Origin of the sequence: Halomonas sp. SIMBA_159 (assembly GCF_046536035.1) — a bacterium.
GTDB lineage: Bacteria > Pseudomonadota > Gammaproteobacteria > Pseudomonadales > Halomonadaceae > Vreelandella > Vreelandella venusta_A.
The window spans coordinates 1-24,632 of record NZ_JAWJBT010000031.1 but is presented as its reverse complement, the minus strand read 5'-3'; the positions used below and the strand labels follow the sequence as shown (position 1 = coordinate 24,632).

At 52.1% G+C, this 24,632-nt stretch carries 24 protein-coding genes; 6 read left to right on the top strand and 18 right to left on the bottom strand.

What is annotated here, in order from left to right; all coding sequences use genetic code 11:
* Window positions 1-54: 54 nt before the first annotated feature.
* Both R0J87_RS17025 and R0J87_RS17020 read left to right on the top strand, forming a co-directional pair.
* The gene (locus R0J87_RS17025; RefSeq protein ID WP_498887655.1) at window positions 55-765 is read left to right on the top strand and encodes an inovirus Gp2 family protein; all 711 of its coding nucleotides are present in this window, start codon (window positions 55-57) and stop codon (window positions 763-765) included.
* 836 nt (window positions 766-1,601) lie between these two features.
* Window positions 1,602-3,614 carry a sensor domain-containing diguanylate cyclase gene (locus R0J87_RS17020; protein ID WP_159177206.1) on the top strand — a complete coding sequence of 671 codons (2,013 nt, stop codon included), beginning with the start codon at window positions 1,602-1,604 and terminating at the stop codon, window positions 3,612-3,614.
* Window positions 3,615-3,766: 152 nt separating this feature from the next.
* Here R0J87_RS17020 and R0J87_RS17015 read toward each other — a convergent pair whose 3' ends face one another.
* The 6 genes from R0J87_RS17015 to R0J87_RS16990 form a co-directional block, all read right to left on the bottom strand.
* Entirely contained in the window at window positions 3,767-4,183 is a 417-nt protein-coding gene (locus R0J87_RS17015; protein WP_305947784.1) for a hypothetical protein, read from the bottom strand.
* A 131-nt stretch (window positions 4,184-4,314) separates the two neighbouring features.
* Window positions 4,315-5,085 (bottom strand): copper resistance protein B, encoded by a 771-nt coding sequence (locus tag R0J87_RS17010; protein WP_050713463.1) that lies wholly within the window; start codon window positions 5,083-5,085, stop codon window positions 4,315-4,317.
* A 9-nt stretch (window positions 5,086-5,094) separates the two neighbouring features.
* Complete coding sequence (locus R0J87_RS17005) at window positions 5,095-6,975, bottom strand: copper resistance system multicopper oxidase (protein ID WP_498887653.1); 1,881 nt, start codon at window positions 6,973-6,975, stop codon at window positions 5,095-5,097.
* 68 nt (window positions 6,976-7,043) lie between these two features.
* On the bottom strand, window positions 7,044-8,378 hold the full coding sequence (locus tag R0J87_RS17000) for a sensor histidine kinase (protein ID WP_208458210.1): 1,335 nt from the start codon (window positions 8,376-8,378) through the stop codon (window positions 7,044-7,046).
* Window positions 8,365-9,030: a response regulator transcription factor gene (locus R0J87_RS16995; RefSeq protein WP_009288249.1), complete on the bottom strand. Its 666-nt coding sequence runs from the start codon at window positions 9,028-9,030 to the stop codon at window positions 8,365-8,367. Before R0J87_RS16995 ends, R0J87_RS17000 begins: the two co-directional genes overlap by 14 nt.
* 14 nt (window positions 9,031-9,044) lie before the next feature.
* Window positions 9,045-9,545, bottom strand: coding sequence for a cupredoxin domain-containing protein (locus R0J87_RS16990; protein ID WP_016915529.1), 501 nt, complete (start codon window positions 9,543-9,545; stop codon window positions 9,045-9,047).
* Between the two features lie 342 nt (window positions 9,546-9,887).
* Here R0J87_RS16990 and R0J87_RS16985 point away from each other — a divergent pair, with 342 nt between their 5' ends.
* Window positions 9,888-10,325 (top strand): DUF411 domain-containing protein, encoded by a 438-nt coding sequence (locus tag R0J87_RS16985; RefSeq protein ID WP_016915528.1) that lies wholly within the window; start codon window positions 9,888-9,890, stop codon window positions 10,323-10,325.
* Between the two features lie 87 nt (window positions 10,326-10,412).
* Window positions 10,413-11,669 carry an ISL3 family transposase gene (locus tag R0J87_RS16980; protein WP_159341613.1) on the top strand — a complete coding sequence of 419 codons (1,257 nt, stop codon included), beginning with the start codon at window positions 10,413-10,415 and terminating at the stop codon, window positions 11,667-11,669.
* Between the two features lie 22 nt (window positions 11,670-11,691).
* On the opposite strand, the gene R0J87_RS16975 is transcribed toward R0J87_RS16980, so the two are convergent.
* The 11 genes from R0J87_RS16975 to R0J87_RS16925 all read right to left on the bottom strand — a co-directional run bounded on the left by R0J87_RS16975 (window position 11,692) and on the right by R0J87_RS16925 (window position 20,815).
* The gene (locus R0J87_RS16975; RefSeq protein ID WP_159341614.1) at window positions 11,692-14,004 is read right to left on the bottom strand and encodes a heavy metal translocating P-type ATPase; all 2,313 of its coding nucleotides are present in this window, start codon (window positions 14,002-14,004) and stop codon (window positions 11,692-11,694) included.
* On the bottom strand, window positions 13,997-14,455 hold the full coding sequence (locus R0J87_RS16970) for an ATPase (protein WP_498887650.1): 459 nt from the start codon (window positions 14,453-14,455) through the stop codon (window positions 13,997-13,999). Before R0J87_RS16970 ends, R0J87_RS16975 begins: the two co-directional genes overlap by 8 nt.
* Window positions 14,456-14,482: 27 nt before the next feature.
* Complete coding sequence (locus R0J87_RS16965; RefSeq protein ID WP_089675952.1) at window positions 14,483-15,820, bottom strand: APC family permease; 1,338 nt, start codon at window positions 15,818-15,820, stop codon at window positions 14,483-14,485.
* 220 nt (window positions 15,821-16,040) lie between these two features.
* Entirely contained in the window at window positions 16,041-16,385 is a 345-nt protein-coding gene (locus R0J87_RS16960; RefSeq protein ID WP_022522184.1) for a hypothetical protein, read from the bottom strand.
* A 40-nt stretch (window positions 16,386-16,425) separates the two neighbouring features.
* Entirely contained in the window at window positions 16,426-16,602 is a 177-nt protein-coding gene (locus tag R0J87_RS16955) for a DUF2933 domain-containing protein (protein WP_228169063.1), read from the bottom strand.
* A gap of 509 nt (window positions 16,603-17,111) precedes the next feature.
* Window positions 17,112-17,525, bottom strand: coding sequence for a RadC family protein (gene radC, locus R0J87_RS16950; RefSeq protein ID WP_498887664.1), 414 nt, complete (start codon window positions 17,523-17,525; stop codon window positions 17,112-17,114).
* 173 nt (window positions 17,526-17,698) lie between these two features.
* Window positions 17,699-18,310 (bottom strand): lambda exonuclease family protein, encoded by a 612-nt coding sequence (locus R0J87_RS16945; RefSeq protein ID WP_159341617.1) that lies wholly within the window; start codon window positions 18,308-18,310, stop codon window positions 17,699-17,701.
* Between the two features lie 37 nt (window positions 18,311-18,347).
* Window positions 18,348-19,097, bottom strand: coding sequence for an ERF family protein (locus tag R0J87_RS16940; RefSeq protein WP_159341618.1), 750 nt, complete (start codon window positions 19,095-19,097; stop codon window positions 18,348-18,350).
* 22 nt (window positions 19,098-19,119) lie between these two features.
* Entirely contained in the window at window positions 19,120-19,290 is a 171-nt protein-coding gene (locus tag R0J87_RS16935; RefSeq protein WP_159341619.1) for a hypothetical protein, read from the bottom strand.
* A gap of 119 nt (window positions 19,291-19,409) precedes the next feature.
* The gene (locus R0J87_RS16930; protein WP_287706158.1) at window positions 19,410-20,378 is read right to left on the bottom strand and encodes a DUF932 domain-containing protein; all 969 of its coding nucleotides are present in this window, start codon (window positions 20,376-20,378) and stop codon (window positions 19,410-19,412) included.
* Between the two features lie 98 nt (window positions 20,379-20,476).
* On the bottom strand, window positions 20,477-20,815 hold the full coding sequence (locus R0J87_RS16925; RefSeq protein WP_287706157.1) for a hypothetical protein: 339 nt from the start codon (window positions 20,813-20,815) through the stop codon (window positions 20,477-20,479).
* A 156-nt stretch (window positions 20,816-20,971) separates the two neighbouring features.
* On the opposite strand from R0J87_RS16925, the gene R0J87_RS16920 reads away from it, so the two are divergent.
* Window positions 20,972-21,421, top strand: coding sequence for a LexA family protein (locus R0J87_RS16920; protein ID WP_159341621.1), 450 nt, complete (start codon window positions 20,972-20,974; stop codon window positions 21,419-21,421).
* On the top strand, window positions 21,418-22,695 hold the full coding sequence (locus tag R0J87_RS16915) for a Y-family DNA polymerase (RefSeq protein ID WP_159341622.1): 1,278 nt from the start codon (window positions 21,418-21,420) through the stop codon (window positions 22,693-22,695). Before R0J87_RS16920 ends, R0J87_RS16915 begins: the two co-directional genes overlap by 4 nt.
* 225 nt (window positions 22,696-22,920) lie before the next feature.
* On the opposite strand, the gene R0J87_RS16910 is transcribed toward R0J87_RS16915, so the two are convergent.
* Window positions 22,921-24,111 carry a tyrosine-type recombinase/integrase gene (locus tag R0J87_RS16910; protein ID WP_159341623.1) on the bottom strand — a complete coding sequence of 397 codons (1,191 nt, stop codon included), beginning with the start codon at window positions 24,109-24,111 and terminating at the stop codon, window positions 22,921-22,923.
* Window positions 24,112-24,632 lie beyond the last annotated feature (521 nt).

The window sequence follows — 24,632 nt, the reverse complement described above, 5'->3', positions numbered from 1 at the left end:
TATCCGTCTCAATGAATCCAGCCTCCGCTGGAGGCTTCGTCGTGCCTGACATACATGCTCATGCCTCCGAAGGCATGGGTCGATCTCACTATCGAGGTAATTAAAATGCTTCAACGACACCCATCAAACGCTAATTTGTGCTTGAACGCTGCTCCTACCTTCAACGGGCTTGCTCTCCAAGTAAAACATCTCCCAATGGCCGATGAATACCTTCAGGCCCTTTACAATACAATGCACAAGGCTCTCGCTGACTACCCTCGCGTGCTAGCCTTCAGAGTCGATCCTGTCATTCCTACAACGATAAGTGACCGGATGAGGCCGGAGGATCACAAAGGCCTTATCGCAAGGTTCATCGCTTCCTTGAAAGCGATTATCAAACATGATCGTGAGAGTAAACGCCAAGCTGGCTGGGTGCCTGACACTAAGGTGCGCTACGTGTGGTGCCGGGAGATTGGCCTTAACGGCAAGCCGCACTATCACTTCTTCTTCCTACTGAATCGTGACGCGTATCACATGCCAGGTAAGGCAGGCTCTCAAAACGAGAACCTTATCAGCCGGGTGTCACGTGCTTGGTACAGCGCGCTGGGAATCACGTGGAACCCTCAAGAGCCATGGGTACACATACCTGCTAACCCGTACTACTGGATCGACCGAGGTGACCTGACTAGCTTTGAGCAGGCTTTCACACGTGCCTCTTATCTCTGTAAAACGAATACAAAGCAGTACGGGCTAGGTGTACGAGCGTTTGGCACCAGTCGTCACTGAAAGTCTCATGATGATCATTGAGCAAGGCTGCTAAGCAGCGCTTTGCCCCCATGCCCCCACACCGCTAAACTCGGCTCACTCTTTTGTGGGGGCTAGGTATCCGCCATGCCCACGGTTACTGCCATACATGGAATCATCAATGAGCCACACCGTTACGCTGCAACAGCTGGAAACCCCAGTAGGACTTTAACCTGTGAGCAAGGGATTATGAGTGCAACCAAACAAACTTTGGGATCGCGCCTGCAATGCGGAAACAAAGGTTTTTCAATGAGTTAAGTTTTCCATGGTTTACATTACCCACATGGTTTTCACCCTGTTAGCAGCCAAATGACAACCAGGCGGCAACCAATTGACAACCAAATTACCACCGCTGCAGCAAGACGAGGGTGACTACATAGCAGGCTGCATAAAGCGGCTTAGACAGTGAATCAGGGAACAACCTGATAAGCGCACCATTGGAAAAGCAGGCTTCTGCGCTCAGCCCTACCTTCCGTCAGCAGACGTTGAGCCAATTCGTTCACTGTTTGTAAAGCTTCATTCCATGTAGCGGGCTCATCATGATAAACCAGTGAGCCAATAAAACGCTCGTAGCGATACGGATGGATGGGGTTGGTCTTTAAGCACCCGAGGCCATAGAGCAGCTTAACTGCTGGGCTAGTGACAAATTGTGTATGCTGGTTGCCGGACGGAGCCACTGCCCAGCGCGTAGCGGCTCCGTTCCTCTTTTGTTACGTATATTTCATTCAGCACTTTTGCAACTGTTATGATGACTACACTTTTTCCGAAAGGTAGGTGAGGCGCAACAGCGTTGATACCTCGCCCACCAGGTACAGTTCATGACATTGATATCTAATAAAAATGCTTCTTCCAAGCATCGCCCCCAACACTCGTTCATACGCTTGATCATGTTTCCCTTTGCTACTTTGCGTGGGCGCTTGGTCGTTGGTGCCGTAGTGCTGTGGAGCTTGCTTTGTCTTGTCATCTTAACGTTCGGTTGGCAGGCAGGTAAGTACCTGGTTAATGAGACTAATCACCAGCATCTGCGTTATGAGACAGAGCTCATCAGTAACTCGATCACCCTTCAGGTGAATGAGCGGCTCAGAGAACTTGAACGCTTGGCCGAGAGGGTTCCGCTGCCTAGAGAAGGGGCTCTATTTGAACAGCATGGTCACAAGTTGGAACCTCTCTTCGAAGCGCTAATACTCTTTGATACGAGTAGCCAAGTCGTTGATGAATGGCCTATCGACGGAGGACGCCGTGGCAACAATTTCGCCGACCGGGAATATGCTCGATTCATGAGCGCTTTTAAAACGCCTTATGTCAGTGAACCTCTCATGGGTCGCATCACTAACACGCCGTTGGTGCTCATGCTAGTTCCTCTTCGTGACGATGAGGGACACTACACAGGTTTCTTAGGTGGGTTAGTTAACCTCAAGCAAAGCCAGCTATTTAGAAACTTTGACCTACTTCGATTAGGTGCAGGTGGCTATGTGACGATTACGACAGCGTCTGGTCAACGCATCTACGACCCTTACCAAACAGACGCCATCGTGACATTACCTAGCACCATTTCACCTGTCTTAGCACAGGCGCTGGATGGCTGGGAAGGTGAGAGTCATGAGCGCTCACTATCCGGAGAAGATCAACTGGTTGCCTATCGACAAATTTGGCCTGCGAATTGGATTGTCGGTGTGCATCTGCCACAAGTGCAAGCTGAAGCACCTCTTATTGCGGGTATGAAGAAAATTACCACCTATGTATGGGGCATACTCATCTTTATTTTGCCTCTTATCTGGATATTGATTTGGATGGCGTTGCGACCTCTAACGCATCTTGCTCGGCAGATACTGGAGCTACGAAGTGGTTTCCGCCCTGTATTGGATATTCCGACCACGATGAAAGAACTTCGCCGTGTCGTTGATGTGATTAACGTGACGGAACTTGCTCGCCAGGGGGTCTTACGTGACTTAGCCGAACGTGAAGCTTTATTGAGAGGTACGTTGTCTGCGTCTCCACAAGGCATGTTTGTAACGGATCAGCGTGGCCGATTGACGTTTATCAACGATGCGTTACTTCAGCTTCTAGGCGATGATACTCCTCGAAGCATGCAAGCCTGGAGCCGCCGGATTCACCGTGATGACCGCCGAGATGTCAGAACAGCGTGGTTGCGCAGCCTTGTAAAACAAACGAATTTTGCGCGTCAATTTCGCTTTATAAGCGCCAATGAAGGCGTGCTCTGGCTAGATGTGAGTACCGCGGCTGTACGTGTTGAAGGGCATTTTATCGGGACTGTCGGCACAGTGCTCGATATCACTCAGCACCAACAAGACTATGCTCAAAAACGCTGGGAAGCAGAGCATGACTCTCTAACCGGTTTGCTCAATCGTCGCGGTCTGACGAGGCACCTCGAAGAGTTGCTTATTCAGTGGCAAGGCTCGGAAAAACCAACCGCGGTCATGCTTTTCGATTTAGATCACTTTAAGCCAGTCAACGATCAAGGGGGGCACGCTCTAGGCGACCAAATGCTTCAACAGATTGCGCGTATCGTACAGAGCGAAATTCGCAGTAGCGATTATGCCGCTCGACAAGGGGGAGATGAATTTGCCGTATTGCTACCGGGCTGTACTCCAGCACGTGCACTCACCATTGCCGAGTCTCTGCGTGCAAGCATCGCGGATAGCTCGATTGAGGCGCAAGGACGCCAATGGCAAGTGACCGCTAGTATAGGGGTCAGTCATTTCCATCAAGGTGACAAGACAATCGACGACATTCTTAGTCGTGCCGATACGGCCAGCTATCGGGCAAAGAAAAGTGGACGTAATAAGGTTGAAGGAGATGCCGATGGCTAGCCGAAAATCACTTTACCAAGCTGACACTTAGTTACTTTCGTCCAACTTAGGCCCTTAATGTATATCAAAGGCTCTTAGATTTGATATTCGCCTTACAGATTAAAAGGGCCAGCATGAAGGCTGGCCCTATATTTTAAATCATTGACTATATATTAATAGTCAACATGTAACTCATAGCGGTTATTGTCCTTTTCTTTAGCACCTCCCAATGCATTACCTGTTACTTCAAGCTGATAATTACCTGGCTGCAATTGGCGAACCATTTCAAAATGGCCACGGGGGCTGGATGCTTCTGCCACCTGCTGTCCAGCTGCATTGTAAAGCACAGCAGAGATACGGTTACCAGTGCTGGTTGCGCCTGGGAAGTGCTCACTTGCTATCTTCAGCGTAGTCGCTTGTTGAATGTTAATATTGAAACGCTTTGATTGGCCTTGGGCCAGCAATTGTGTAGAAGAGACGCCTCTTTCAAGTAGTGGCAGATCTTGGATGGTCGTCCCATAGTTAGCCAATGCAGGCGTTGAAAGAATGCTAGCTACAAGCGCTCCAAAGAGAATTGATTTAACTTTCATGATAACTACTCCAGTGGTTGGTTACATGGTTATATTAGCTGGGGTTTTTGAAATGAAGCTGAATATAAAAATAAAAATAATAAAAAACGCCACCATTTGGTGACGTTAAAAGTTACACACTGTCAGAGTCGTTAGAACATTAGTTTAACACCGGCAACAACTCCAGTATCTTCAGTGTTGTCGCCACTGGCTCGGGAGAGATCTGCAGTGTCGCCGTATTCTTTCTCCCAATAGGCACCGATGTAGGGGGCGAAGCGTCGGGTCACTTCGTAGCCTAGCCGTAGGCCAGCACGAACCGAGTTAAGGCCTTCGCCCACGCCAAATTCTTCAACTTCACTGGCGGCCACGGCAATTTCGGTGCGCGGCTGTAGGTAGAGCCGCTGAGTCAGGCGCAGATCGTATTCGCCTTCAAAACTGGCGGCCACGTCGCCATCTTCACTCACTTGTAATGCCACGTCGGTTTCAATGCCGTAGGGCATTACGCCTTGCAGGCCGACAACCCCATAGGTGCGTTCAGCGTGATCATCGGAGAAAACACCGCCTTGATAACCGATCCCCCCCTGTAACTCCCAAAAATCAGCCACTAAACGACTATAGAGTAGTTCCAAAGACTCAAACTCAGCATCTTCGCCGTCGCCCTGGACATTTTCGCCTTCTGACTTTAGGTAAATGCGGTTGATATCGCCGCCGTACCAGCCTTGAAAGTCCCATACCACGGCTTCTGGGCCTTTATCAGGCACGCTATATTCGAGCCGATCAAACAGTGCCATACCCATATTATGTTCCTCAGTGGGCGCTGGCCAACTGTCTGGTGCCGCATAGCCATCTTCGGCTTGAGCGGTCGTGGCGGCGGCCATGCCAAGGGCGGCGCTGGCGAGGGTTAAGTAGCGCTTAATTTTCATACTGCCTCCTTAAGAAACTTGAACAACGCGGAACATGCCAGCATCCATGTGATAGAGAAGGTGGCAGTGGAACGCCCAACTGCCCTCTGCGTCTGCGGTGATCAACGCAGACACGCGCTCACCAGGCTTCACATTTAGGGTGTGTTTGCGTGGTATCAATTCCCCTTGGCCGTTTTCCAGCTCCATCCACATACCGTGGAGGTGGATAGGATGCTCCATCATGGTGTCGTTAATGAGGATTAGGCGCAGCCGCTCATCTTTCTCAAAATGAATAGGGCCGGTCACTTCGCTAAACTTCTTACCGTCGAACGACCACATATAACGCTCCATATTGCCGGTCAGGTGCAGCTCAAGCTCACGGCCTGGCTCGCGGCGATCAGGCCATGGTGTGAACGCTTTGAGATCCCGGTAAACCAATACGCGTCGTTCGTCGGGATCAATGCCGATTCCCGCCTGGTTATAGCGAGAACCCGGCTGAGCTTCACCGGCGAGAAGCAAACCATTTGCACCTATTTTGGCCTGCTCGGCTGCCATCCCCCCCATAGTAGAGTGATCCATGCCTTGCATGTTGGACATACCGGAGTGATCCATCCCAGCCATGCTGGAATGATCCATGCCTTCCATATTCGACATCCCAGAATGATCCATCCCCGACATGTTGGAATGATCCATGCCTTGCATATTGGACATGCCAGAGTGATCCATCCCCGCCATGTTGGAGTGATCCATACCGCCCATGCCGTGGGCACCCATGGCTTCCATACCGCGGTCTGCAATTTGACGGCGTTCAGGAATCTCCGCCTGCATGCCTTCACGTGGAGCTAGCGTGGCGCGTGCATAGCCGCTCCGATCCATGGCTTCGGCGAAGATGGTGTATGCCCGGTCGTCTTCAGGTGAAACCAGCACATCGTAGGTTTCAGCCACGCCAATACGGAACTCATCAACAGGAACGGGTTGCACCGGTTGTCCATCAGCGGCCACCACGGTCATCTTCAGGCCAGGTATACGAACATCGAAAAAAGACATGGCTGAGCCGTTAATCACGCGTAGTCGTATCCGCTCACCAGCTTTGAACAAGGCATTCCAGTTTTCTTGAGGAGAATAGCCGTTGAGAAGATAAGTATAAGTACTACCGGTGACATCGGCGATATCCCGCGAACTCATGCGCATTTGAGCCCACATGCCGCGCATTTCAGCGGTCTGAGCAAAACCGTTGTTACGAACATCGGCAAAGAAGTCAGCAATCGTGCGCTCTTGGAAGTTGTAATAGCCTTCCATGGTTTTCAGATTACGGAACACCGACATCGGGTCTTCAAAAGTCCAGTCGGTGAGCAGTAACACATGCTCACGGTCGTAACGGATAGGCTCACGCTCGGCAGCGTCGATAATCAATGGCCCTGCATGGCCAAGCTGCTCCTGCATACCGGAATGACTGTGGTACCAGTAGGTACCGTTCTGACGGACGGGAAAACGGTAGGTAAAGGTTTCACCAGGGGCGATACCTGCAAAGCTAACGCCAGGCACACCATCCATTTCCGGCGGTAGAATGAGACCATGCCAGTGGATGGAGGTGGGCTCGTCCAGCAGGTTGGTGACACGCAGTACTGCGTCTTGACCTTCTTTCAAACGAATCAGCGGGCCAGGACTGGTACCGTTAATGGTAATTGGTTGGGCTTCTTGTCCGTCAATAGGCAACGATTCACGGCGGATCGCCAGCGATACCTCGGGCCCTTCTTCAACGCCCTGAGCATAGACGTTGGTACGGCCCCAGGGGTTTGCCCAGGCGGGAGTTAACCCCATTGCCGCAGCAGAACCTAAGCCTAAGGCAGCACCTCCTTTTAACACTTGCCGACGAGAAAGAGGGTGAGAAATGATACTTGAGCGTGCCATGTGTAACTCCCATCAATGGTGAATAGCACCATCTTGATGGAAGAAGCTGAATCAAAGCTGAATGATGATTAATTGACCACTTCAGCCGTCAAGGGCAAAGCAATCGTCACTCGTAAACCACCCAGTGGGCTTCGTTCAAACTGAGAGTGACCTGAGTAGCGGACGATTAACTGTGCAAGAATCGAAAGGCCTAAGCCGTAGCCAGGACGGCGCTCATCCAGTCGTGTACCACGCTCTCCCAGGCGTGAAAGTTCCTCTTCTGCAACGCCCTGACCATCATCATCAATAGTTAGCGTAAGTGCAGTTACAGTGACTGCAATATCGCAAAGAACGCGCCTGCTCGACCATTTTCCTGCGTTATCAAGCACGATGCCTAATATTTCTGAAAAATCGTGAGATTCAATGGGAACTTGTTCTTCCTCACGTGCTGAGTGAGTCAGGTCGAACATACGCTCAGGATAGAGGCTACGGAACATCTCAATCAGCCGTAAGCTATCACGAGTAACGTTGGCCATTCGTCCCGCATTAGGGCCTGCAATACGTGAACGACGCAGCTCCGCATCCAACTGGGCGTTAATGTCTTCAATACGGCTGAGTAGTTTATGGCGCCGGTTGTCATCAATAGGCCGGTTGCCACGCAGTACTTGAGTAACGGCTGCCAGCGGTGTTTTTAATGCGTGTGATAGGTTGGCGACCGATTCTCGCGAGCGCTTCAGACGAAGATCAATGTCGTCCATGAACCAGTTCAACTGGTCGACTAATTCATCTAGCTCCGAAGGGGCTACTAATGACAAGCGATCACGTTTGCCTGATCGCAATGCTTCAAGTTGTTGGCGCAGTTGCCAGAGTGGTATGAGTCCACGGTTAACCGCTAGCATGTTGAGTATGATGAGCATCCCTAAAAGCACGGCGGCGATCCCACCGACCCACCAGTGTAAAGTTGCAAGCCCTGATTCTACTTGGGAAAAATCCTCGCCCACCAATAGCACACCCTGCGTGCCCTGCCACTCAAAATGGCGGCGATAGACGAGCATGTGCTGTGTTCCGCGATTCACATCTATTAGGGCATCGCCGCTCTCATCTAGCAACGGAGCCAGCTGTTGCTGCCATTGCGGGTCAGAAGCGCTGACCGAGCCATTGAAACGGAGTACGTAGAGATGATGAAAGACTTGATAGCCTTGGCTAACCGAGTCGAGCGCAGTCGGTACAGCCGTTTGGTCTTGCTCTAGCTGCGCGACCGCGTGGTTTGCTTCACGTTGTAAGCGTTCACCTAAAAAATCCCTTGCCAGGCTCTGTAAAAAGATCCCGTGCAATAGCCACGTGGTGACCACCACCAGTAGCGCGACGCCGCCTAACCATGCGAGTAGCCGAATGCGTAAACTGCGTCTATCAATGTGAAGCAAAGAAATACCCCTGACCACGTCGCGTTTGAATGACTGATTTACCGAGATAACGGCGCAGACGAGCGATGTAGACTTCCACCAAGTTAGGTGCGGCAGCGTCCTGATCCAAGGCGTAGAGCTGCTCTAGTAGCTGATCTTTCGAGTGAATACGGTCTGGATGAAGCATTAAGTAGCGCAGTAATCGAAACTCCGTTGCTGTTAGCGAACGCCACGTTTCTCCTTCTAAGCACACGCGTTGACCCGCCTCATCCAACGAGACACCGTTAAGCGTAATCACATGAGATAACTGACCAGACTGCCTACGCAACAAGGCCTTCAGGCGAGCCATAAGTTCGGCTTCGTGGAAAGGCTTGGTGAGATAGTCATCGGCTCCGGTTTCAAGTCCGATAACTTTATCTTCCCAGGTATCGCGCGCCGTCAAAATCAAAATAGGCGTACTGCGCTTCTGCTTGCGCCAATGAGCGAGAAGATCTAACCCCGACCCATCGGGCAAACCGACATCTAAAATAGCCAGCTCATAATCCTCGGTTGCCATCAGCGACTTGGCCGCTTTCAATGAAGCGGCCAAATCAACCAGGTAACCGTTGTCCTTGAGACTCTCTGCCAAGCTTTCTGCTAACAAATCATCATCTTCGAGTAGCAACAGTTTCATGGGTCTGCGTCAGATTAGAGAGAAAAATTACCGTACATGCCGGATTCATAATGACCAGGAATGTTACAGGCATACTCTAGCTCGTTAACATTGTCAGGGACACTCCATAATAAAGTCCCGGTTTCACCAGGCGCAATGGTGACACCTGCCATGTCCATGCTGGCCATATCGTGACCGCCGCCGTGTGACATATTCGACATATCGTGGCCTCCGCCGTTGGCCATGTTTAGCATCATTTGACGATGTTCTTCTTGGGCTTCTTTGCTACCAATCACAAACTCATGTTCTAAATTGCCGGTGTTGGTGATTTCAAATTTAACAATTTCACCCGCCGCCATTTCTAGTGTTTCAGGGTCGAACCACATATCGCCAGCATCAAGAGTGATCGTGCGGTCAACGTCAGCGTCGGTCAGGCCACTGTCACCGCCGCCATGGCCGGGCGCAGCCCATGCCGCGCTTGTTACTAGGCTTAGTGAAAGAGCAAGCAAAGGAGTTGTTAAAATGGTGTTGCGCATGGTCATTTACCTCAAAAGGGTTGTTGTCACTGCTTATTTATACGGTGTTAACCTGAAACGAGCCTGAACCCAGCGGGCAGAATATGATCCATAGCAACTTTTCATTGTTCACAAGGTTACAAGGCTTGACCTTGAGGTAGCCCTAGAGTCGTAAACTTAGGACGTAATTTCTAACTGACTTGATCGGAGGCTTACCATGATGAATGCCGATTGCTTAGCTTTTATGAGCTCAATGGGCTGGTACGGCTGGCTGATGCCGCTGTTTTTTCTTCTGCTCGTAGGCTTAGGTATCGCGTCGCTCGCAAAATACTTGTTTAGCCACACAACGAGGGCAGGCCGTTCATGAAACATCTTAACGCTACTATTCTATCAATTGCTTTGGCTCTCGGGGCTACATCGGCTCAGGCTGCACTGCCGGACGAAGCTACACTGTACAAAAATCCTCAGTGCGGATGCTGTGATGAATATGCTCGCCACTTGGAAATGCTGGGAGTCGATGTAACCATTGTCGATAACGTTGAGCTCGGCGATATCAAACAGAAGGCTGGCGTCCCTTATGGTTTGGGGTCGTGCCACACCATCGAAATAGGTGACTACTGGATTGAAGGGCACGTGCCGATGGAGGCAGTCGAGGCATTATTTGAAGAACAACCTGACATAGGTGGGATCGGCCTAGCAGGGATGCCCATTGGTACACCAGGCATGCCAGGGCCTCAGGGTGAGCCTTACGAAATCTATATGTTCACTGACCACAAAGACGATTCGTTTATGACTCTGTAGTAGATTTTTGGCTCTTCGACGTTGGGTGTGGAATTCGCCCCCTGAGCTGGGCCAGAATATGACCTCCACAGCGGCAGGAGGTATGACATGGACGGCACCCAGATTCTAACACTCGGCCTGGGCTTGGAAGCGCCCTGGATCCTCAAGAACCAGTACCTGGATACCGCCGTGTCGCCCCACCGCTTGGACCTCTATGTCGAGGCGGAGCGAGGCAGTCTCTATCCCTGCCCAGAATGTGGTAAGGCCTGCCAAGCTCATGACTTTGCCGACAAAACCTGGCGGCATCTGAACTTCTTTCAGCATCACTGTTACCTGCATGCTCGCGTGCCGCGCACGAAGTGTCCTGACCATGGCGTCAAGCGCATAGAGGTGCCCTGGGCCCGGCCGGGCAGCGACTTTACCCTGCTGTTCGAGCAAGCGGCCATGTCACTGGTCAAGGAGATGCCGGTACTGGCCGTCTCCCGCCAGTTGGAGATTTCCGACAAACGACTATGGCGCATCGTGCACCGCTACGTTGGCCGCATGTTGGGGGAACTGGATCTGTCCAAGGTGGTGACGGTCGGCGTGGACGAAACCGCCTCCCGGCGCGGTCATCGCTATGTCACGGTGTTCCTCGACATGCAGCGCAAGCGGGAACCGGTTATCTTTGCCGTCCCAGGCTGCGGCAAGGATGCCATCCAGGCTTTCAGCGCCTTCCTGGCGGCCCATGGCGGCGACCCGAATAATGTGGTCGAGGTCGTCTGCGATATGTCGCCAGCCTTCCTTAGCGGCGTGACCGAGCACCTTCCCAAGGCCGAGGTAACGGTCGACTGGTTCCATATCGTACAGACCTTCACCAAGCGGCTGGACGAGGTACGCAAGAAAGAGCGCCGGGAGCAGGGGCACCCCAAGTCGCTGCGCTGGGCCCTGCTGAAGAACCTGGATAACAAGAACCTGACACCCAAACAGCTTTCGGCGCTCCAGGAGTTGGTGGCCGATCAGAGCGCCACGGCCGATGCCTGGGTGATCAAGGAGAAGCTACGCTGGATCCAGAAGGCTCCAACGCCCAGAGCGGCTCGGTGGCGCATCACGAACTACCTCAAGGTCATGCAGGCGGCGGTGTCTGAAAAGCCACTGCTGAAGCCGATGGGGAAAGCCCTGGCGACGCTTGAGCGGCACCCCGACGCGGTGGTCAGACGCTGGCTCTCGGGACTGACGAACGCAAGACTGGAAGGAATGAATGGTCTGTTCCAAGCGGCTCGGTCACGAGCACGTGGCTACCGGAACGAGGCCAACTTTATCGCCATGATCTACCTGATTGGCAGCCCGGTGGGCCGCCTATTCGATCAGGCCAAATCCACGTGAAGTGACGAAGAACCAGATATTGTTACTTAATAGCAATCATCCTAAGTCGTAAAGCATTGCCAATCACGCTCACTGAAGAGAGTGACATCGCCGCCGCCGCGATAATCGGTGATAACAGCATACCTGTGAAGGGGTACAAAATCCCTGCGGCAATGGGGATGCCTGCCGCGTTGTAAGCAAAGGCAAAAAAGAGATTTTGGCGAATATTACGCATGGTGGCTTTTGAGAGCTTATGCGCCGTGGCAATACCGGTAAGATCTCCTCGCAGTAGAGTAACCCCAGCGCTTTCTATCGCCACATCGGTGCCGGTTCCCATGGCAATGCCGACATCCGCTGTAGCCAGCGCAGGTGCATCGTTCACGCCGTCGCCGGCCATGACAACAATGCGCCCTTCATCACGGAGACGCTGAATCACTCGGCCTTTATCCTCTGGAAGCACTTCAGCTTCGACCTCATCAATGCCTAGCCGACGTGCCACAGCGTTGGCGGAGGTGCGATTATCGCCTGTCAGCATCACCACTCGAATGCCGCCAGCCTGGAGTGAACGAATGGCTTCTTCGGTGGTTTCCTTGACCGGATCGGCAATGGCGAGCAGCCCAGCTAAATTCCCGTCGATGCTCGCAAAGATGACAGTAGCACCGTCGCTGCGCAATTGATCGGCATGTGTGTCTTGAGACTGGGTGTTAACGCCCTCGCTTTCCATCAATAGCCGGTTGCCCAGGGCAATACGCTTGCCATCTATCTGGCCTATAACGCCCATGCCATTGGGAGCCTCGAAGTCCAACGCTTCTGTTAATTTTACCTCTGCCTCTTTAGCCTTTTCGACTATTGCATGGGCCAAGGGGTGCTCGCTGCCTCGCTCAAGACTAGCTGCCAAGCGCAAAAGCTCCGATTCAGCAATGCCTTCAGTGAGAATCAACTCGGTCACTCGTGGTTTGCCTTCGGTAAGCGTGCCGGTTTTGTCGACGACGACGGTGTCGACCTTCTCTAGACGTTCAAGAGCTTCGGCATCGCGAATCAACACGCCTAACTGGGCACCTCGCCCTACACCGACCATAATTGACATGGGGGTAGCAAGACCTAGCGCGCACGGGCAGGCAATGATCAGAACACTAACCGCCGCAATAAGGCCAAACGCCATCGGCGGGGTAGGGCCCCACAATGACCAGGCGATGAAAGCCACAACAGCAATGAGAATAACGACGGGTACAAAGATGCTGGCGACTTTGTCGGCAAGCCCTTGAATGGGTGCGCGGCTGCGCTGGGCGCTGGCGACCATTTGCACAATCTGCGACAGCATCGTGTCCTGGCCCACCTTGTCAGCGCGCATGACAAAGGATCCTTGACCATTGATGCTGCCGCCAATGACGCCATCGCCGACTTCCTTTTTCACCGCTAGTGGTTCACCGGTAACCATGGATTCGTCAACGTTGGAGCGACCTTCCATCACTTCGCCATCTAATGGCACCTTATCGCCGGGGCGCACCCGGAGACGATCCCCTACCTGAACCTGGTCAAGAGAGATATCTTCCTCATTGCCCTGATCATCAAGGCGTCGAGCGGTAGCAGGCGCCAAGTCGAGCAGAGCACGAATAGCGCCAGAGGTTTTTTCACGAGCGCGTAGCTCTAATACTTGTCCCAGTAAAACTAAAACGACAATCACTGCCGCTGCTTCGAAATAAACGGCCACCGAACCATCGGCTTGACGGAAGGCGTCGGGAAAGATGCCCGGTGTGAGGGTGGCCAGCAAACTGTAGAGCAACGCGGTGCCGGTACCGATCGCGATTAGCGTGAACATATTAAGGCTGCGATGCACTAGCGAACGCCATCCGCGTACAAAGAATGGCCAACCTGCCCAGACGACTACCGGCGTTGCCAGCAGCAGTTGAATCCAGTTAGAGGTTTGCTGGGAAATAAAATGCATAAGGCCAAACACGTGGCCACCCATTTCTAGGGCAAACACGGGGAGGGTCAGTACTAGGCCGATCCAGAAACGCCTGGTCATGTCCTTGAGTTCGTCCGAAGGGCCGGTGTCAGCAGAGACGGTCTCAGGTTCCAGCGCCATGCCACAGATTGGACAGTCGCCTGGGCCTTCTCGTCGAACTTCTGGGTGCATCGGGCAAGTATAAATAGACCCCGAGGGTACTGACGCTTGTGACTGTTTGCTTGGCTCAAGATACGCATCAGGCTTGGCAATAAACTTTTCCTGACACTTTTCTGAGCAGAAGTACCAAGTCTTACCCGCGTGATCGGCACGGTGGCGGGAGGTATGGGGATCAACGTCCATGCCACAAACAGGGTCTTTCACCTTTGTCTCGTTATGGTCTTCAGACATCGTTCATTCTCCCCGTTTGGCGAACAAGGCGCATGGCTTCGTGCTCTTCAAGTGCTAAAAGGGAATCTAAGAGCTCTTTAGCCTCAGGAATTTCCGCTTTGCCAACGAGGGTTCGATAAAGGTTTATCGTTTGTTCATGGAAATCAAAAACCTCTCGGCAAATGTCGTCAATACTTAGCGTGGAATAGGGCGCATCGCAGGTACGATGCGTACGGATAGGTTTATGCTCCAAATAGTCATAAACGTAGGTTTTTAATGCTTTCGCGTCAACAGTCTGTTCAAAGCGCGCCACAACGCGCTGCATTTCCGCTTCCTGTGCAGCTAAGTAATTGAGCAACATGCGAGCGCGCTCTTCTTCGTGTATATCGGCGCAATGAGCAAGGCAAGCTGCAAGATGCTCGTGTAACTGACGGGTCCAATCGATCAATTCACCAAAGGTTCTAACGTCCATTTGGTACCTCCTATAACGCTATTAACGTTAATGAGTGTGAGAGTGCTCGCTATCGTTTGAAGCGTCGCGTTTGGATAGGAAAATCCATTCGCCGAGTAAAAGAGTAGCCATTACTACGCCAGCAACGATGAGCACCATGGGGTCCGAGATGGCTTTTACCCATAAAAAGCCGATTAACACGACAGCATCTAGTAGTATGGCAATGCTAGGAATAACAGGATTAGCCCCCACTCTGTCCTTGAGATGACGAAGCACACCCCAGTGGATGGCCATATCCATGATCAGGTAGAAAATGATGCCTAATGCTGCGATGCGGCTCAGGTCAAAAAAAGCGGTGAGCACTAAGCCAAATACGATGGTGTACACCAGTGTATGCTTTTGTACACTGCCGGGCATGTGGAAATGGCGGTGAGGAACCAGCTTCATTTCTGTCAGCATGGCGAGCATGCGTGAAACGGCAAAGACGCTGGCGATGATACCGCCCGCCGTTGCCAACATGGCGAGAATGACGGTAAACGCAACTGCCGCTTCACCCAGTGCGGGACGGGCAGCGGCGGCCAGGGAGTAGTCTTGGGTTTCGATAATTTCAGGCAAAGATAGGTTGCTGGCAACGGCAAAACCGACAAGGGCATAGATCACCACGCATAGCGCAATCGAGATCGTGATAGCTTTGCCAAGATTCCGCTTAGGATCTTTAAGCTCCGAACCACTATTGGTAATCGTCGTGAAGCCTTTAAATGCCAGTATGCCGAGCGCCGTAGCACCTAAAAAGCCCGTTATCGTAGGCGTAGGTGCATCGTTGCCAGCACCCATTTCGATGGAGTCGGCAATAAACACGCCGACAATACCAAACACTATAATGCCACCTATTTTGATAAATCCGAGCACCGAGGCGACGGTCTCGATCAAGCGGTTGGCGGATAAATTGATCAAAAAGGCTATTAGCAGTAAACCAACCCCGAGTAGGGGCACAAATAGTGAACGATCCCCCAGGTCAAACAACTCAAGCGTGTAGGCACCAAACGTTCTCGCCAAAAAACTCTGTGCGATCACCATGGAAAAATACATCAGGAGGGCATGAAAGGCGGTGGGAAGCGTCGGGCCATACGCTTTCTGTAAATACATGCCAATCCCACCTGCTGATGGGAAGGTATTGGACATTTTAACGTAAGAATAAGCGCTGAAAGAGACAATGACGGCAGCGGCCAGAAAGGCTAGAGGAAATAGCCGACCAGTCATTTCGGCCATTTGGCCGGTTAGCGCAAAAATACCGGCCCCAATCATCACGCCGGTGCCTAATGCAACGGCACCGACCAACGAAAGACTGTTTTCTTTATATTGTGGCGTTCTATCCTGCCCAACCATGAAAGCGACTCCTTGTATTAACGGCAACCACAGCAGCAATAACTGCCGAGGACTCCTGTGCGGTGTTTTTTGATGCTATATAAATTAAATATAGAACCTATGTGCAGCCACATGGCAAATGACTAACGGAAGGTCTGATTTTGCGAGGCCACAGGCAAGCAGCTCTTACCCTAAACTAGCTAGTCTTGCTCCTGGTTGTGTCATGTAGCCGTTATGACTATTAATGACAGCTCCAAGGTTCCTGTTTAGCGTTGTCTTTAACGTTCTGATCGACGAAACGGTAATACTCCTTCTTAAAGCGGTTCCACCGATCAGCGCTGACCTGTATGTCATGGAGCTTGAGAATTTTTTCAACGTCATCGATGCAGAGCCTCAGCGCATCGTAAGCAAGGCTGATATTTCGGTTTTTCTCGTTGTAGACCACCTTATCCATTCCATAGAGTCGGTCGATATCTGACAGCGCTTCTTCAATGCGTTTGGATTTACTGGGCTTGATTTTTAAATTCCGAGTCACCAGTGTGTTTTTGGAAACACCCAAGCGGTGCTCTTGTTGTGTCGTTTTCATGGTCTTTCTCCCAGGCGCGTACATGTATATATAGAGTGGTTCAGTTCTTGTCTATTTTGTCCTTATGACCGCCGTGGTGTTTATGCATGAAAATATGCATCAGTGGGCATGCTGCCAAAAAGAGGAAAGGTAAGAACTGAAATAGGTGGAGACGGTGCTCGGTTCCCATCAGGTATCCCGCCCAAATGACAAACCCAGCAAGTGGCACCCACAACATCAGCAAACGACTACTTGTACTGTTACTCATAATCACCTCAGTAACTCGCCCAAAGAGCCAACAGCAGTTAAGGCCGTTGGTTTGGGAAAAATCAAATAAATAACCCCAATAACAGCATGGATGATTTGTCTGAACGCAACCTGAACAGCATCGGAGGGAAATATGATCCTGATCAAGCGCCTCGCAAAAAGTAGGCGATAATTACCCAAGCGGTATCCATAGCCTCATTCCCATCATCATTAGGTTTTCGGTGAGCGATACAAAGCTTAATGGGTATTACTGTTGCCGACACAGGCGCACTTGAGCTCACGTTTATCGAGGTATATCGCTTTAAAGACAGAACCTGTCACACGGTGCCAACGAATAGCGCCAGTGGCGCAGCCAGCCAGATAAGCGTATCGGCCAGCAATTAGTAGCTTCGGAAGTATCTAGGCAGGCAAAAAAATAAATTGAGCATTGGAGACAGGTACTGCCCCTGGGGCAGTACCTGTACCTTCGAGTATGAACGTTTACAGATACCCTTTTTCTGCGAATGACGTGCATCCATCACTCCCTACCACCACATGGTCAATCACCCGTATATCCATCAAGCCAAGCGCTTCCTTCAGTCGCTCGGTAATACGCCGATCCGCATCACTAGGCTCAGGGTCACCGCTGGGGTGGTTATGCACCAGAATGACAGCGGCGGCGTTGTAGGCGAGCGCTGCTTTTAGCACTTCCCGTGGGTACACGCTGGCAGAATCAATAGTGCCGCGAAACAGCTCTTCAAAGCGGATGACGCGGTGCTGGCTGTCGAGGAACAGCACGCTGAACACCTCATACTCATAGTCCTGAAGCAACAGCTGCAGATGCTCAAACGCTTGCGAAGGCTGAGTAATCTTGCGGCCTTTGGCGAGCTTGCGGCGTGCGAACCGCTTGGCCATGGTGATGATGTCGGTTTCTGTGACCGGCGAAGTGACTAAGTAGGTGCCCGCCACTTCACCGGCTTTGAGTTTGCTATGGGGCATGATGACCTCCAAAAAATAAAGATGCCGGGGTGGTGGCCCCGGCATCTATGTCGTTAATGGTTGAAAGGAATATCTGTGAAAGTGACCGTTCACGCAGCCATCACTTGGCTCATGCGCCGCTCCATCTCCTCATGAAATGCTTCGACTCGCTCAACAATCGTGCGGATCATGATGTCGTCACGGTAGGCACGTTTAATAAACAGCGGCATGCCAGGCCAATAACTCACAAAGTCGATCCACTCCCGCTCGCTAACCCACAGTCCACCTTGGCACTGAGCAACATGCTCGGCGGGAATCTCCCCGCTAAGCAGTACCTCTATTTGGAATTTGGGCAGCTTGGTTTTGATTTCCAGTAGGCCGTTATCACCTACCAAACTGTCTGGTGAGTAGCCCACCTCGTGATTGAGGATAATGCCCACTTCCTGTGGTTCCGGTTCACCAGCGGCATCGCAATAAAGCGTGCGTGCCACGCCTTCCAGCTCATGACCACGACGGGTATGCGCATTACCCTGAAATGGCTCGGCCAGTTCGCCGGTAATCCGCTCGCCAATCAGCTGATGCATATACGAAAAAGCCCCAGTGCCAAATCCACCGGGGCCTTTCCCGTTAACCAGCAGCGTTTTTAGCTCCGACATGGTGACGTGGCCTAAGCGCGCCGCCAGCCATTCAGGGGAGCCTTGCTCCATGTTGAGTATCTGCATGGATGCCTCCTTTACTCAGGTAGGGTTAGTACGCCGTTTACTTAACAGCTCGCTTAGTGAGGGACGCCCGCAGCTTGTCGAAGTCCGCCTGAGGCACCTGAACGGCAGAACCGTACTTGCCGCTGAACCACTCCTGGGTCGTGGCAGGGCATTGGCTGATCAGCCGCTGGATCTGCCCCGCCTGAAAGGGCGTTACTAGCTTTACTCTAGTGCTGGTGTTGCCGTTATCGTCCTGGCCTCGCGTGGTGATATTAAGCAGGGCACTCAGCACGTAGCGTTTGCCATAGCTAGTAGACGAGCCAAAGGCCTGTACTGCGTTTTTGTTGCCGCTTATATCCGCAGGCAGAAGCATACTGGTCTCTTCACGGTGGCCGTCCTTGTGCATCAACACACCGGTGACCTGAATGCCGCGCTCCTGCGTCTGAATACGGAAGCTCACTGCAAAGCCATGCTTCTGCATAATGGGCCGCACGGTATCGACGATATCTTCCAGCGTGGCGTATTTACCGTTATTGCCTTGGCCATGTTCTTCGATGCTGGGTAACTCGGTCTGCATCGCCGCCATCGCGGCGCTATAGGCCATCATGGCTTGTCGATCCATCACCCGTTCCTGCATTTGCAGCAAACGCTCCATCTTGTCGATATCAACGTCTGGGTTAAGCGCCGCACGCTCAATGACCTGAATGATAGCGGTGCTGTCGGCATGTGCCGGGGCTGAATTAGCCGGAACGGCCTGGAGGGAGGTGGTCGTTGTGTCGCGATTTACCACATTAGTGTTTGTTGCCATGGGGAGGCTCCTTGAACAGTCTTTAAATATCGCTGGGTAGTTCGTTGGGAGAAATAGGCGTTAAGCGCAGCTCAGCGCGGTAAAACTGGCCTTTAGCCATCACATAGGTTTCAGCGTGGGTTTGCTCTTTGGTGAGCAGGCGCTCGGTGAGCTGAGTGAGGGCAATATCGAGATCACGGTGAAGCAGTGCCATGGTGTACTCCTAACCAATAAAAACGCCCAGCCGGTAAGGGCTGGGCGTATGGTGTGATAGTGGAAAAACGTTAAACGATTATGAGAACCTGCGTTCCGGAGCGATAAAGCCAACGCCGGTCAGCTGACCAAGGCCAGCGCTGTATTCAGAGCTTCCTGCTTCAGCTGTGCGCCTTGGCCAAACCATGCAGAATCCATGCGGGTATCGTTACTGCGTGCCCGCTTGTCGTGATCGACGTACTCCGTTACGGCATTGAGCAGGCCCCAGGCCGTGTCTTTAGCGGTGATCAAGTGAGAACCGCGTCCTTCCCCCTGATACAGCTTCTGCACCTTATTCAGCGCCCGGTAATTCGGTAGCTTGGAAGGGTCATCTATTGGCTTATCGATACCGCAGAGCACCGACTGAAAATACTGCTGCGCCTCGCGGTGATCGATCTTACGTTCCGCCAGTGCTTTCATCTGGTACATGAAGTCGTTCCACTGAGAGACCGAAATCCCCAGCTGACGCTTCACCGCACGCGGATCGAACTCTGAGCGATGCGGCACCTTCACCGCTTGCGACGTGCCATCAACGGCAATTTGCAGCGTGTTGTTGCACACAACCCGCACCGTGGTGGGCGTTGCCATGGTAGCGAGAGTGCCATCGCAGGAAGTAGCCAACAGCAGGTAGTCATTGACCTCATCCTGACCTTTGAGCGACGTGCTTAAGCCGCTACGGGCTAGCGCCCAGAACTTACGTCCGCCTTTGAGCACGCCAGCGGTTTCTAGCTCATACCCGGCGTACTCGGTCAGGTCACGGTAAAACTCCAAAATCTCCTCGGGCTGCACCACCTTATAGCGCTGTGACACCACCGACAGCGGTGCTTTAGTATCTGAGCGGTAGAGCACCTTTTGCTCAGGGAACGAGTGAATGCTGCCAAGGTGGCTAGCCCCTTCGGCAATAAAGCGTACTGGGGCTTCTTCAATGTGCCAATTCATACCAGCCTGTTGCTGCCAGACCTCCAGCGGTTGATGACGGTCGAGTTGCTGCCCCAGGCCATGCCAAGGGTTATCGCCAACGTAAGCCATTTGTTCAACGAGATGTGCCATGAGTCATTCTCCAGACATAAAAAAAGCGCCGACCAAAGGCCAGCGCGAGAAAGTGAGTAAGCAGATCATTCGCCCCACATGGGGCGAACAACGATGGGTTAAGCGTTAGGTGCTAAAGGCGGGTGGGTATCGCGATAAGTGCAGCCGCAAGACAAGCATAACCACGGTGTTCCGCTACCAACAGGCAGCCACTGCTCAAACAGCGAGTGGGCGATGCGCGAGCCGCTCTGGCCACCAGCAAACGCGCCCATCATCGCGGCAGGCAGCTTTGCGAGGGGAAAGCGAGTAACCGCAAGCGACAGCGGGCCGGTCATAGCCGTCGCCCGCCAGGCACCAATGGCACCGCCTAACAGGGTACTACCCACGACGCCAACGCGTTGGGCAGTCTCAAGGTTCAATGTGCGCGGTGATGCACAGCGTGTGCAGGATGGGGGCATAAACAGCGCTCCTATGCAGAGGAAAAAGGCTCCAGGGTGGTGGATGCATAGGAGTGATATAGGTCTGAATTTTTTTGGCTTTGACCTTTAAGGGCTTGCGTCATCAGGGTGCTTTATTGATACTGTTTTTTTATACAGTTAAAAAGAGGTGCCCTTATGTCTTTACCTGTTTCCTTTATAGGTCAAGCGGATGCCATGGCCTTGCCCAGTCCCTTACCGTTTTACTCCAGCGCCGTGCGTGCTGGGTTCCCCTCACCAGCGGATGACCACCTAGATACCGATTTGGATCTGCACACGTACGTCGTTAAGCGACCGGCAGCAACCTACTTTGTGCGCTCCGAAGGCGACTCCATGATCGGTGACGGTATTCACCATGGAGATTTGTTGGTGGTTGATCGCAGCCTGGAAGCGCTGCCAGGGCGAATTATCGTGATCTGTGTGGATGGGGAGCTCACGGTGAAGCGCCTTGAACGTGTGGGCCAACGTACTTACCTCTGTGCGAGTAACGCCGCTTACCCGCCCATTCCCATCGATGGCCGCGAATCCCATGTTTGGGGTGTCGTCACGCATGTGATTCACAGCTTGCCAGGGGCTACTGTGCAATGATCGCCTTGGTCGACTGCAATAACTTCTATGTCTCTTGCGAACGGGTGTTTAACCCGGCCCTCGAAGGACGTCCGGTGGGAGTGCTGTCTAATAACGATGGATGCGTAGTAGCTCGCAGTAACGAACTCAAAGCCCTGGGTGTGGAGATGGGGACAGCCATGCACCTGCTTGCACCGCATATTCGTCGCCAAGCGGTGTTGCTCTCCAGTAATTATGCCCTGTATGGCGATATGTCCCAGCGGGTTACCGAGGTGCTAGGCGAGTTTTCACCCCATGTGGAGGTGTACTCCATTGATGAAAGCTTTGTCGGCTTTCAGGGCTTTGACCCCGATACGTTGGAAGCGCGGGGCAAAGCCATGCGCGATACCGTTCGGCAGTGGACGGGCATTCCAGTGTGCGTGGGGTTTGCACCTACCCGCGTATTGGCCAAAGTGGCGAACCAAGCGGCTAAAAAACATCCCGCCTACAAACAGCACGGGGTGTGTAAGCTGATCGCTGATAGTGAAACGACCAAGGCACTGCTTAAGCAGTTGCCGGTGACCGAGCTATGGGGAGTGGCACGCCGTACCGGTGAACGTTTAAGGGTGATGGGTATTGAGTCCGCATGGGATCTGCGCGAAGCAGACCCTAAGCGTATTAGACAGCGCTTTAGTGTGGTGCAGGAACGCATCGTATGGGAGCTACGCGGGCAATCTGCCATCCAGTTGGATGACATGAGCTTACCCAAACAACAGATCATGGTATCGCGCTCATTCGGTAGGCTAACTGGCAATCCCCATGATCTACGCGAAGCCTTAAGGCAGCACGCCGCCAGAGCAGCTGAGAAGCTTCGAAAACAGCACAGCGTGACCAGCGCAGTCATGGTGTTTGTACGTACCAATCCGTTTCGTACCGACCTACCACAATATCAACAGCGTGTGGTCGTCTCCCTTGAAAGGCCCACCGATGATAGCCGGGACATCATCGCAGCAGCGGTTCAAGGCTTGCGGCGTCTCTGGCGCAAAGGGTATGCCTATCATAAAGCAGGCCTGATGCTGCTCGACCTTTCACCCAAGGCTAACCGACAGCTCACCCTTACGGAAACCCCGCAAACCAATGAAGAGGCCAAGCGCAGCGAACGTCTGATGGCGACGATGGATAAACTCAACCGAGAACTGGGTAAGGGAACGGTACAACTGGGCTTGCCCCGTAAAGGCAATGCTTGGTCGCTGCGTAGTGAGCGGCGTACACCTCGATATACCACCCAGTGGAACGAGCTGTTGGTCGTTAGGTAGATCCACCTCGGTTTTAGGGCAGTTGTCCACCTAAGTAAGCAATCGAGCAACATGCCTGGTTAGCCGGGATCTACGCACCATTACGCTGAAATAAAAAGTTATCCACTGCTGAAAAGCATTAGGGCTGTAATGCTGGGCCTATGAAGAAAAAACTGATTCGCCTCAAGTTTTTAAGTGATCGGACGATAATTGGCTAAGATAGTAGGGGTTCTCCCTGCTGTTTTATCAGTCTTTTTTCGTTATATAATCAGCCCACTCCTGCATCATAGCTCTGCGTTTTTCAAAAAGATCACCACGCCGATAGGCGGCTTCTACCTTGTTTTCTATAGCATGCGCTAACGCCATCTCAGCAACATCGCGTGGATAGCTGGTCACTTCACCTGTCCAGTCGCGAAAACTTGAACGAAAGCCATGAGGTACATAGTTGCCTTTGTCACCGCTTGGGCCGTAACCAAGGCCTCGCATAAACTGCAGCAGTGACATGTTGGAAAGAGGGCGACTAGGTTTCATGCCCGGAAAAACAAATGAATTGCCTTTAACACTTGGAAGAGTAGTGATCAGCGCTAAAGCTTGGTGGGAGAGGGGAATACGATGTTCGCGGCTAGCTTTCATGCGCTTAGCAGGAATCGTCCACGTGGCGTTAACAAGATCAATCTCATGCCACTCGGCATTGAGGACTTCCGACGTTCGTGTTGCTGTCAGGATCAGCAACTGCAGCGCTTTTGATGACACGCTGTTGTAATCTTGTACAGCCCCCATGAATGCAGCAACTTGTTCGTAGGGCATTGCAGGGTGATGAGTAACTTTCTGAACCTTTGATGGTTTTGGCAACAGTTTATCAAGGTGACCACGCCAACGAGCTGGATTGGCTTCATCGCGATATTTGTGTGCTGAAGCAAAGTCCAACACATTCTCAATTCGGCCTTGAACACGCTTAGCAGTTTCAGTCTTAGCTATCCATATGGGGCTAAGTATATTGAGTATTTGATGAGTATCGATTTCATCAACAGGCATTTCGCCAATGACTGGCCTTGCGTAAGTCTTTAATGTGCTAACCCATTGTCGAGCATGCTTAGCATTTCGCCAGCTACGCCGGTGAGACTGAATATACCGTGCAGCGCAATTTGTAAACGTAGGGGTCGATTGTTGCTGCGTTTCCAGCTCGCGAGCGTGAATTGGGTCAGTGCCTTCTTTGGCTAGCTTTCTATAGTTTTCAGCTTTACGACGAGCCTCGGCTAAGCCTGTGTCCGGGAAGCTGCCAAGCCCCATTTCTCGGCGTTTACTTTTTAAAGTAAATCTAAGTACCCATTTCTTAGCCCCACCTTTAGAAACCACTAGGCGTAAACCGCCACCATCTTCATGTTTGCCCGGTTCAGCAGTAGCTACTTTGCGTGGGCTAAGCTTGTGTATTGCCACGGCTTACCTCTCTTAAAATTGGGGTTAGTCCCCCAAGTAGTCCCCCATGCGTTATAGATCAACATAGACTTCAATAGACAAAAATGCAATACAAGCACATGATTTTATTGGTAGTTGTAGTTTTTGGTAGATAGTGGTGGATGTTAAGTCAGCGGACTCCCTCTCCGCCACAGAATTTAAAAAGCCCCATTAAGCACTTTGCTTGATGGGGCTTTTTTGTGTTTACAGAACACTCTATTTCATAAGGTTCATCTAAAACGGCTCGGTGCAGTTGTTAGCTCTTGATCCGATATGCAGGGGCTGATGGTAAGGATTACTGCCGACTTCTATGATCAGCGTCTCCTCGGGTATCGATGATATTAATGATAAGCGTTATTTTTGACGATGTTCATTAAAAAGCGTTATCGGTTCGTGCTTTAAGCGCTAGCATGTTCAGCGAATCTCCTTGGCCGCAGAAACTGAGTGCAACACCTGAGCATTTCGCTAAGGTGTTGTCCCATGTCTTACCTCGAACTCAGTAT

Bases quoted from the DNA above. Each gene is read 5' to 3' on its own strand.
- R0J87_RS17025 (WP_498887655.1), top strand. From the start codon at position 55: ATGCTCATGCCTCCGAAGGCATGGGTCGATCTCACTATCGAGGTAATT.
- R0J87_RS17020 (WP_159177206.1), top strand. From the start codon at position 1,602: ATGACATTGATATCTAATAAAAATGCTTCTTCCAAGCATCGCCCCCAA.
- R0J87_RS17015 (WP_305947784.1), bottom strand. From the start codon at position 4,183: ATGAAAGTTAAATCAATTCTCTTTGGAGCGCTTGTAGCTAGCATTCTT.
- R0J87_RS17010 (WP_050713463.1), bottom strand. From the start codon at position 5,085: ATGAAAATTAAGCGCTACTTAACCCTCGCCAGCGCCGCCCTTGGCATG.
- R0J87_RS17005 (WP_498887653.1), bottom strand. From the start codon at position 6,975: ATGGCACGCTCAAGTATCATTTCTCACCCTCTTTCTCGTCGGCAAGTG.
- R0J87_RS16995 (WP_009288249.1), bottom strand. From the start codon at position 9,030: ATGAAACTGTTGCTACTCGAAGATGATGATTTGTTAGCAGAAAGCTTG.
- R0J87_RS16990 (WP_016915529.1), bottom strand. From the start codon at position 9,545: ATGCGCAACACCATTTTAACAACTCCTTTGCTTGCTCTTTCACTAAGC.
- R0J87_RS16985 (WP_016915528.1), top strand. From the start codon at position 9,888: ATGAAACATCTTAACGCTACTATTCTATCAATTGCTTTGGCTCTCGGG.
- R0J87_RS16980 (WP_159341613.1), top strand. From the start codon at position 10,413: ATGGACGGCACCCAGATTCTAACACTCGGCCTGGGCTTGGAAGCGCCC.
- R0J87_RS16975 (WP_159341614.1), bottom strand. From the start codon at position 14,004: ATGTCTGAAGACCATAACGAGACAAAGGTGAAAGACCCTGTTTGTGGC.
- R0J87_RS16970 (WP_498887650.1), bottom strand. From the start codon at position 14,455: ATGGACGTTAGAACCTTTGGTGAATTGATCGATTGGACCCGTCAGTTA.
- R0J87_RS16965 (WP_089675952.1), bottom strand. From the start codon at position 15,820: ATGGTTGGGCAGGATAGAACGCCACAATATAAAGAAAACAGTCTTTCG.
- R0J87_RS16960 (WP_022522184.1), bottom strand. From the start codon at position 16,385: ATGAAAACGACACAACAAGAGCACCGCTTGGGTGTTTCCAAAAACACA.
- R0J87_RS16955 (WP_228169063.1), bottom strand. From the start codon at position 16,602: ATGTTGTGGGTGCCACTTGCTGGGTTTGTCATTTGGGCGGGATACCTG.
- radC (WP_498887664.1), bottom strand. From the start codon at position 17,525: ATGGCCAAGCGGTTCGCACGCCGCAAGCTCGCCAAAGGCCGCAAGATT.
- R0J87_RS16945 (WP_159341617.1), bottom strand. From the start codon at position 18,310: ATGCAGATACTCAACATGGAGCAAGGCTCCCCTGAATGGCTGGCGGCG.
- R0J87_RS16940 (WP_159341618.1), bottom strand. From the start codon at position 19,097: ATGGCAACAAACACTAATGTGGTAAATCGCGACACAACGACCACCTCC.
- R0J87_RS16935 (WP_159341619.1), bottom strand. From the start codon at position 19,290: ATGGCACTGCTTCACCGTGATCTCGATATTGCCCTCACTCAGCTCACC.
- R0J87_RS16930 (WP_287706158.1), bottom strand. From the start codon at position 20,378: ATGGCACATCTCGTTGAACAAATGGCTTACGTTGGCGATAACCCTTGG.
- R0J87_RS16925 (WP_287706157.1), bottom strand. From the start codon at position 20,815: ATGCCCCCATCCTGCACACGCTGTGCATCACCGCGCACATTGAACCTT.
- R0J87_RS16920 (WP_159341621.1), top strand. From the start codon at position 20,972: ATGTCTTTACCTGTTTCCTTTATAGGTCAAGCGGATGCCATGGCCTTG.
- R0J87_RS16915 (WP_159341622.1), top strand. From the start codon at position 21,418: ATGATCGCCTTGGTCGACTGCAATAACTTCTATGTCTCTTGCGAACGG.